A 9,524-nucleotide genomic window follows, 5' to 3' on the forward strand; every position below is an offset into this window, starting at 1 on the left:
GTCAGTCACGCGAAAATGCTTCCTTTTCAGGTCTTTCCAACTGCTCGATCAATTCGGCGGCGGTGGCGCCACCGAGGATGGTGGCCAGCGGCACTGCACGGCCGGTGGCCTTCTTGAGCTTCTTGCGCAGGTCGATCGCCAACAGGGAGTCGACGCCGAGATCCAGCAGCGACGTGTCGAGATCCAGTGCGGTGGTGTCGTCGAGCTTCAGCACGGCCCCCAAAGCGATCTGCATCGCGCCGGTGGCATCGGCGGTCTCGGCGACGTCGTCTTGCGGAGCCTCGGCGGTGTCGCCGAGGCGACCGGATTGAGCCGCCGCGCCGAGGAAGGTCTGCAGCCGCTCGGCGTCGGCTGCGAACACCAGCGGATCCGCCGGGTAGTCACGCAGGCCGGCCTCCACCGCAAGGTCGGACGCCATGGCCCGCAGGCCGGACCGCTCAACCCGGCTGATCTCACCGGAATCGATGATGCCGTCTCCCGGCCACAGTCCCCACCGCACCGAGGTGCAGTACCTGCCCTGTTCGCGCAGCTGCCTGCCGAGGGCATCGAGCAGTCGGTTGGCCGCCGAGTAGGCGGCGTGACCGTATCCACCCCACAGGCCGGAAACCGAGGAGCACAACACGATTCGGGCATCGGGGCGCATCGGCCAGGCCGCCGTCAGATTGGCCAGCCCGCTCACCTTGGCCGCGAAGGTATCTCGCACCGTCGCACCGGTCAGCTCGTTTCCCGGGGCAATGATGGCGGACGCGGCTGCGTGGATCACCAGCGACGCCGGGCCGACCGCCAGTTCGGCGACGGTTGCAGCAATCTGTGCCGGGTCGGTGAGATCGCAGCGGGGAGCGACGATCTCGGTGCCGTGGGTGGCCAGCGAGGCGACCTGCGCGTCATCGAGGCCGCTGCGGCTGAGCAGCACGATGCGCCGGGCCCCCTGCTCGGCCAGGTGACGGGCATAGTGCAGGCCCACCGCCCCGGCTCCGCCGGTGATGACCACCTCTTCGAACATCCCCGATTCGGCGGTCCAGGACCGGGCGTCGGAAGTGTCATCGCGCATCCCTCGGTGCCACACCGTGGTTCCGGAACCGTTGTCCCGCAGCGCGATGTGATCGGCATCGGTCAGCATGGCGGTGATCGCTGTCACGGCGGCGGCGAGGTCGGGGGCCGGCTCGGCCAGGTCCAGGTGACGGAAGGTCTGGTCCGGGTGTTCGTAGCTCATGCTGCGGTGCACCGCGGCCAGCGCAGCCGCCTCGGGCCGTGGACCCTGCGTTTCGCCGCCGGTTTGTTCGCCACCGACAGTGACCAGCCACACGTCGCGGGTATCCGGCGTGATCGCCCGGGCGTAGCCGAGCAGACCCTCGTCCACGCGGCGGCTCAAGGTTTCTGCCGCGGCCACTGCATCGGCCTGCTCCGACACCGGTGCGACCACGATCAGCAGGTCGGCATCGTCGGGAGCAACCGCGGTGGTCCCGACAACCTCTTCGAGCGCACGTTCCAACGCCGCGGCGGGCCCTTGGCCGGCCGCCAGATCGAGCACGGCGACCCGACGCTGTCCGGGCGGTGCGTCGCTACGGGTCCGCTCCTCCCAATGCTCGACGGCCACGGTCAGCCCCGCGACCGGAGGCAGTGGTTGCGGTGTCGCCCAGAGGTGCTCGGCCCGCATCGGAGCGAAGGGGAAGTCGCGCAACAGGGCCGGCGTGTGGTTGGGGAGGTCATCCCAGCGGTAGCCGGAGTCCGCCATCGCGACGGAGATGATGTTGGTGCTGAGCCGCTCGGTGATCGGTTCGTCGCGCCGGCCCGATCCCACTATTACCGCCGGACCGCCGGTGAGTTCGGCAGCGTCGTCGAGCAGGTCGCCCATGGCGAACAGTAGTGCCGGATGCGCGGAAAGTTCGACGAAGATCCGGGCACCGCGCCGCGCCGCCGTTTCGATGGCCCGGTCGAAGCGCACGGTGCTGCGCAGGTTGGTGTACCAGTAGTCGGCGAATCCGGCGCCGGCCTCGACGACGTCTGCGGTGGCCGAGCCGACGAATTGCACTGGCGATTCACTGAATTGTGCCACGGGAAGAAGCGATTCGAGCTCGCCGCGCGACCCGTCCAGCGCAGTGGTGTGCGCCGGGAACCACATCTCGATCTCCTTGGCGAACGATCCGCGGCCGGTGACGGTGGCCACCGCCGCGGCCACCGCATCCGTATCCCCCGACACCGCGACCGATGACCGCGAGTTCACCACCGACAGTTCCAGCCAGCCCGGTGTCTCGGCAACCACTTTCGACGCGTCGTCGGGGGTGATCCCGAGCACCGCGACCCGGTAGGGACCGGTCAACCGGTCCAGTACGGTCGCACGGGCGATCACCACGGCCACCGCGTCGGACAGCGTGATGGTGCCGGCCACATACGCGGCCCCGATCTCGCCGAGACTGTGACCGACGGTGATATCGGGCAGCACACCACAGGACCGCCAGACCCGGGCCAATGCCACGCCGTGGACGAACTGAGCGCCCTGGATCTGCACCTGGGAGAAATCATTGGTGACCGCGCCCGAATCCGGCTCGGCCAGTAGGTAATCCAGCGGGGACCTGGCACCGGCGGCCTGGAACTCCGCGGCGCACTGGTCGACCTCGGCCCGGTAGGCCGGCAGCAGCTCGTAGGCCTGCACGCCCATCGACGGCCACTGGCTGCCCTGCCCGGGAAACACGAAGGCGATGCGGGCACCGGAACCCGGTGCCTGCGCCCCGCCCTGCGCGCGGGTGACCAACGGATGGTCGGCGCCCTCGGCCAACGCACGCAGGCCCGCGGCGAGTTCTTCGCGGTCGTCGGCCCGGACCACGGCGCGATGGCGGCGCAGGCGCCGGGTGGTCCGCAGGGTGGCGGCGACGTCGGCTGCGCTCACCTCGGGACGCGAGTCCAGATAGCGCAGGATGGCCGCGGCGTCGGTGGCGATCAGATCCTCGGCGTGCGCGCTGAGCAGGACCGGCGTCCGAGCGTCGGGCAGGACGCCGGCTTCACCCTCAGGCAGCACGATTCGCTCGCAAGCTTCGCTCATGCGGCGGCTCCGGGAACATCGGGCACCGCAACGATCGCGTGTGCGTTGGTGCCGCTCATCCCGAAGGCCGACACCGCTCCGATGCGTTGCCCGTTGACCGCCGGCCACTGGATCTGCTTGGTGGCCAGCCGCAAACCCTGACTGTCCCAGTCGATCTCCCGGCTCACCTCGTCGACGTGCAGGGTGGCCGGGATGGAGGCATGCTCGGCAGCGAGGATGACTTTGGCCAGTCCCAGCCCGCCCGCGGCGGCCTGGGAGTGCCCGACGTTGGATTTCACCGACCCCAACAAGGCGCCGGCCCCTGGCGCGGTGGCTCCGTAAGTCTGTGCCAGGGAACGCAGTTCGGTGCGATCTCCGAGCCGGGTTCCGGTGCCGTGCCCCTCGATCAAGCCGACATCCTCTGGGCGCACGGCCGCCTGCTCGATCGCCTTGGCGAACAACCGCTGCTGGGCGGCGCCGCTGGGCGCCGTCAGACCGGTGGTCCGGCCGTCCTGGTTCACCGCAGTCGCGCGAACCTCGGCCAGGATGCGCCGACCGTCCCGTGCGGCCGCCGATTTACGTTGCAGCACAAACATCGCCGCCCCTTCGGCCCACACCGTGCCACTGGCGTGCGCGCTGTAGGGCCGGCAGTGCCCGTCATCGGACAGCGCGTGCTGTTTGGAGAACTCGACGAAGTACCCCGGTGTGCCCATCACGCACACACCGCCGGTCAACGCCATGTCGCAGTCCCCGGCCCGCACCGCCGCCACGGCGGTGTGGAACGCCGTCAACGCCGACGAGCACGAGGTGTCGATGGTCAGTGCCGGGCCACACAGATCCAGCGTGTAGGCGATCCGCCCGGAGATGACGCCCAACGAGGTGCCGGTGATCAGATGTCCGCTGTGGTGGGAGAACTCGGAGAGGGCCGGCCCGTACTCCAGGCCCGATGCACCGACATAACATCCCACGTCGTGCCCGGCAAGGTCGTCGGGGTTGATGCCGCTGTTCTCCAGTGCACGCCACGCGATACGCAGTCCGATGCGCTGCTGCGGATCCATCGCCACCGCTTCTCGCGGTGAGATCCCGAAAAAGGCAGGATCGAATGTCGCTGCGCTGGAGAGGAATCCGCCCAAGTCGTGGATACGTTTGAACCCGTCGCGGCGCGAACCGTCGAACAGGTCGCGCACCGACCAACCGCGGTCGGCGGGAAATCGGCCGAGCGCTTCACGTTGCTCGGTCAGCAGCGACCAGTAGTCGTCGGCGGTGTCGATTCCGCCGGGTGCCTCCAGCGCCATCCCCACGATCACCACCGGATCGGCGCTGTCAGGCCCGGGAAGCCGGCGGCTAGAGCTCATTCACGAGCTCCGCCACATCCTCAAGCTGGGAGTTGAGGTAGAAATGCCCGCCGTCGAACATCGAGCACGTGAAGGCGCCGGTCGTATGAGATTCCCAGCGCCGCAACATGTCCTCACTGATTCGGTGGTCACGGTCGCCGCCCAGGGCGTAGATGTCGGCGGCGATCGTCACGTCGGCCGCGCACGAGTACCGGTTGAATGCCGCGTAGTCGGCCCGCACCGCCGTCAGCAGCAGTTCGACGAAATCGTCGTCGGCCAGCAGTGCCTCATCGGTGCCGCCGAGATCGACCATCTCGGCGAGGATCTCGGACTCCGCCATGGGCAGTGCGGGCGCAGCCGCCACCGCCGACGGCGCCTCGCTGGCCGACACCCACAGGGCATCGATCGCCACGCCGTTGCGTTCCGCGATCCGCGCGAATTCGAAGGCCACCACCGCCCCCATGCAATGTCCGAACAGCCGTATCGATTCGACGCCCGCCCAGTCAGCCGCGTTGAACAGATCTTCGGCGAGATCGCCCACCGTGGGCGCGGCCGGATGCGACAACCGGTCGCCACGCTGCGGGTATTGCATGACATAGGCGTCGGACCCGGCCGCGGCCAGCGCCATCCCGAATCCGCGGTAGGCCAGCGCCGCTCCGCCGGCGTGCGGGAATACCAGTGTGGCTGTTGCGCTTTCGGCCCCTGGGTAGCGCTTCACCCAGGGTTTGGCGGTGATCTGGGTATCCGCCCCGGTCACGATGGCACGGCGGTGTCGAGAGCAGCCACCGCACCCCGATGCCGCACAGCGAGGGCGAAGCCGTTCATGCCCCGCTCGAGGTTGCGCCGCGGCGCATCATCGGCAACCACGACGGCTGCGCCCGCGGTCAGTGCCACCAGCATCATGAGGATCGGAGCCGCAGCGCCCGCCGCAGAGAACGCGCCGATGCGGTCATCGCCGGTCACGCCGAGCCGGGCGCCGAGTTCCACCACGGCATCGTGGGCCGCGGCGTGAGTCACCACTGCATATCCGGCCTCGTCGAGCGATGCCAGGAAGGCGGGTTCACGCGGCTCGGAGCAGACCGGCGCGACGCCGCAGGTGCGCTCTCCGATCCGCAACGCCTCGGAGACGGTGAGCGCAGGCAGCCAGTTGGGCGGCCCGTCGCCGGTGAACAGCGCCATCCGCACACCCGCGTGGTCCAGGACCGGCTCGACCGGATCGGCAGAGTCGACCGGCACACAGACACCGCCTGCCGCCAGGATCCCCAGCGTGGCGATCACCGTGTCCAGGCCGGTCGGGCCGACGACGGCGACCCGGTCACCGACGCGCACACCGGCCACGGCGAGCGCACCGGACACCGACACCGCCTGCTCACGCAGTTGCCGGTAGGTCCAGCGGGTGGTCGGACCGACCACCGCGATGTCGTCGGGTGCGGCCTGCGCGTGCGCGAAGAACCCCTGGTGCAGCGGTTCGGTCGCCACTGCGTGCCCGGTCTGCGTAGTCGTGCGACTCACGGCGTCCACAACGACCTCCTGACGATAAGCAAAGCCTGCCCTAACTGAAGTTACTCTAACCTTAGTTGCCCAACGCCGGTTCTGGGGACGTGCGTGCCAACTCGGTGGCCACATCGGCGCTGTCCATACCTGTGACCTCCAGATACAGCTCGGACACCATCTGCAGGCGGTCCGAGCCCGCCTCCCGGCCCGCCAGCAACGCGGCCATCTTCGCGACCGTTCGCGCCGCGAAGACATCGGCGACCATCACGGTCGAGGTGTCCAGCCAGTCCCGGATCCGGGCCACCAGCTGCGTACCCAGCACCGAGTCACCGCCGAGGGCGAAGAAATCGTCGTCGACCCCGACGCCGGACCGCTTGAGAACGTCCCCGACGATCGCGCACAGGGCCGTTTCCAGCGGGCCCGACGGCGCCTGATAGCCCCTGGTCTCGGGGGCGCCGACCGCCGAGAGCAGCCGGACTGCCGCCGCGCGGTCGGTCTTGCCCCTGGCGTAGGGAATTTCGTCGGCGACCAGCAGCACCTGCGGGATCATGTGCGCCGGCACCAGCTCGGCCAGCGCCGCTCCCACCGACTCAGGAGTCAGGTGGTTCTGGTTCAGATCCGCACGGACCACCGCTCCGAGCAGATCGTGGCCGCCGTCGACCGGTACCAGCACCGCAACGGCCGCGTCCACGCCGGGGACGCGGCGCAAGGCGCCCTCGACCTCGCCCAACTCGATACGGAAGCCGCTCACCTTGATCCGGTCGTCAGCCCGCCCGACGAATTCCAGCGTGCCGTCGGGCCACGACCGAACCAGGTCCCCGGTGCGGTACCAGCGGCGGCCGTCGTGCTCGACGAACCGGTCGGCGGTCAGATCAGGGCGCCCGCGATACCCGCGGGCGACGCCGCGCCCGCCGACCCACAGCTCACCCGGCACCCAGTCGGGGCAGTCCTCGCCCCGTGTGTCGACCACGCGACAGCAGTTGTTGGAGAGCGGGACACCGAACGGCACCGACGTCCAGTGCGAGGGCAGGGCGTCGTCACCGAATCCGACTTCGAAGATGGTGTTGTGGGTCGCGGTCTCGGTTGCCCCGCCGAGGCCCGCGAAGCGGACCCGCGGCGCCGCGGCGCGCAGCGCCCGCACCAGGTCCGGACGCACCCAGTCGCCGCCGGTGGGAACCACCCGCAGGGAGGAAAGCGAACCGCCATAGGTGGCCGTGCCAGATGCGCCGGCTCCGCCGGCTGTGCCAGATGCGCCGGCTCCGCCGGCTGTGCCAGATGCGCCGGCTCCGCCGGCGGCGACGAGCATCTCCAGCCATCCGGTCAGGAAGTGCAGGACCGTGACCTGATGCTCATCGATGAGCTTGACCCAGACATCCGGAACGCGGCGGTGCTCCTCGTCGACGACGACCAGCGAGCCACCTGAGCGCAGCGTCCCGTAGACGTCGATGACCGACAGGTCGCATTCCAGGTGCGACAACGCCAGGCACCGATCGGCCGGTCCGATCTCGAAATGGTCGTTGATGAATTCGATGGTGTTCATCGCCGCGTCGTGGGTGACCTCGACACCCTTGGGCTCGCCGGTGGAGCCCGACGTGAACAACACGTACGCCAGATCGTCCGGGGTGAGGCCCACGGGCTCGAAATGCGCCGGATCACCGATGATCTCGGCATCGGCAACGGTGAGGTGCGGCAATTCGGGATGCTCGGACCCCGATCCACAGATCAGGACGAAGTCGACGCCGCCGGTGTGCAGGATGCGCGCGGCCCGATCGGCGGGCTGGTCGACACCGACCGGCAGATACGCGGCGCCGACCATCGAGATGGCCAGCAACGCGATGACCTGTTCGACGCTCTTGGGGCCCAGCACCGCGACCACCTCGCCCCGGCACACTCCCCGGGATTGCAAGGCGGCGGCCACGGTCAGCACCTTGTCGCGGAGCTCGCCATAGGTGAGATCGCCTGCGCTGCAGTACACCGCGGGTGCGTGGGGGGTGGCGTCGGCATTCGCGAGGAAACCGGTGTGCAGGAGATCACCGCTGGGTGTCGATGCCGAAGCGTTCAACTCGGCCCGCACCTGGCGCTGTTGGGCGGAGGCGGCCGGCGGGTCCGCGGCATCCCAGGCCGCGTCATCGGCGGCCAGTCGGCGTAGTTCGTCCAGATGGTAGGCGAACATGGCCTCGGCCACTCCAGGCCGGAACGCCTCGATGCGGACGTCCCAATTGATCATCAGGCCGTCGGCGAGCGGCGTCGCCTGAGCATCGATGAGCACCTGCGGCCCCTGCGAAATGGTCCACACCGGCGCGCCGAAGTGGTCGGTGACATCACCGGCGAACAGATCACCCAGGCCCAGCGCACTGGTGTAGACGATGGTGGCCAGCGTCTGGCTGCCGCGGTGGCGGCTCACGTCGCGCAGCACATCGAGGCCGGACACCGAGGAATGCGCGGCCGTGGCGTGCAGCGTCTCCTGGACCACCCGGGCCCGCTTCACGGCCGTGTCGGCTCCGGTCAGGTCGATGTCGAGCAACAGCGAGGACGTGAAGTCACCGACCAGCTTGTCCACATCGGGGTGATAAGGCTCCCTGCCGAACATCGGCAGGTTGAGCAGGAACCTGGACTGCGTCGACCAGTGCGCCAGCGCATTGGCGTACGACGCTCCGACCGCCATGGCCGGAGTGATGCCGCGCCGATGTGCCGCCGCGAACAATGCGTCGCGGGTCGGCACGTCGAGGGTTTCCCAGAGCCGGATGCTGCGGTGCGGGTTGCGCTGATCGGGCAGCGGAACCAGTGGCAGCGCAGGCGGGTCCGGCAGATCGGGCACCCGCTCGGCCCACCACTTCACGTCCTCCTGCGACGGCGGCGGCGCCGAGGCGGTCAGCTGGGCCCGGTATTCGCGGTAGGTGTAGCTGAGATCGGGCAGGTCGGCGCCGCGGTAGAACACGGCCAGATCAGCCATGAAATTGCGGTAACTCACCGCGTCCCCGCACTGCATGTCCATATCGACATGGAGACGCGTGCGCTCTCCGGGCAGCAGCGACAGGCTGAGCTGGAGCACCTCGTCGTGCAGCATCTGATGGGACTTGGATTCCCTGATCATCTCCAACTGCGCTTGTGCCGCAGCCTCATCCAGGTCTCGTAGGTCGTAGACGGTAACTGGCAGCGGCCGATTGCCGATCCGCTGGGTGCCGTCGGGCAGGATCTCGACCCGCAGCATGGGGTGGCGTGCAGCCAGCTTCGCCGCTGCGGACTGCAGCCGTTGCGGGTCGACGCCGGCGCCGTCGAATTCGACGTAGAGATGAGCACCGACACCGCCGAGCTGCTGATCGTGGTTTCGTCCCACCCAGAAAGCGTGCTGGATGGGCGCCAACGCGAAGGTCTCGCCTTCCTCGCCGGGGGTGTCCGGCACGGACGCTTCGGCGGGCGCATCAGGAGCGTGCTCGGCGACCAGCTCGATCCAGGCGGCGACGGTGGGATTGGCTGCCAGGGCGGCGAATCCGACGTTGATGCCCTGCTTACGCCAGCGGCCGGACAGCGACATCATCCGGATCGAATCGAGCCCGGAGGCAATCAGGTCCGCGTCGGGATCGACGGCGTCGGGGCTGACCCCCAGGAGTTCGGCGACCTCGTCGCGGACCGTCTGGGAACTCGTCGCCAGCACGCTCACCATCCTCCTAACAATT

The 9,524-nt window shown here is 69.0% G+C and carries 5 protein-coding genes; all 5 read right to left on the reverse strand.

All coding sequences use genetic code 11. The features are described from left to right. Position 1: 1 nt before the first annotated feature. Positions 2–3,040, reverse strand: coding sequence for a mycobactin polyketide synthase MbtD (mbtD, locus tag ACZYZF_RS14585; protein WP_463836074.1), 3,039 nt, complete (start codon positions 3,038–3,040; stop codon positions 2–4). Then, entirely contained in the window at positions 3,037–4,374 is a 1,338-nt protein-coding gene (locus tag ACZYZF_RS14590) for a beta-ketoacyl [acyl carrier protein] synthase domain-containing protein (RefSeq protein WP_463836076.1), read from the reverse strand. Before ACZYZF_RS14590 ends, mbtD begins: the two co-directional genes overlap by 4 nt. Further along, a complete protein-coding gene (locus tag ACZYZF_RS14595) occupies positions 4,364–5,110 on the reverse strand; it encodes a thioesterase II family protein (RefSeq protein ID WP_463747642.1) in 747 nt (248 codons plus the stop codon). The genes ACZYZF_RS14590 and ACZYZF_RS14595 overlap by 11 nt, the downstream gene beginning before the upstream one ends. Further along, entirely contained in the window at positions 5,107–5,865 is a 759-nt protein-coding gene (locus ACZYZF_RS14600) for an AMP-binding protein (protein WP_463747641.1), read from the reverse strand. The genes ACZYZF_RS14595 and ACZYZF_RS14600 overlap by 4 nt, the downstream gene beginning before the upstream one ends. 61 nt (positions 5,866–5,926) lie before the next feature. Next, positions 5,927–9,511 (reverse strand): non-ribosomal peptide synthetase, encoded by a 3,585-nt coding sequence (locus ACZYZF_RS14605; RefSeq protein WP_463836078.1) that lies wholly within the window; start codon positions 9,509–9,511, stop codon positions 5,927–5,929. Between the last annotated feature and the right edge of the window lie 13 nt (positions 9,512–9,524).

It is taken from the genome of Mycobacterium sp. IDUB_24 (assembly GCF_055419385.1).

Bases quoted from the DNA above. Each gene is read 5' to 3' on its own strand.
- ACZYZF_RS14605 (WP_463836078.1), bottom strand. From the start codon at position 9,511: ATGGTGAGCGTGCTGGCGACGAGTTCCCAGACGGTCCGCGACGAGGTC.
- ACZYZF_RS14590 (WP_463836076.1), bottom strand. From the start codon at position 4,374: ATGAGCTCTAGCCGCCGGCTTCCCGGGCCTGACAGCGCCGATCCGGTG.
- mbtD (WP_463836074.1), bottom strand. From the start codon at position 3,040: ATGAGCGAAGCTTGCGAGCGAATCGTGCTGCCTGAGGGTGAAGCCGGC.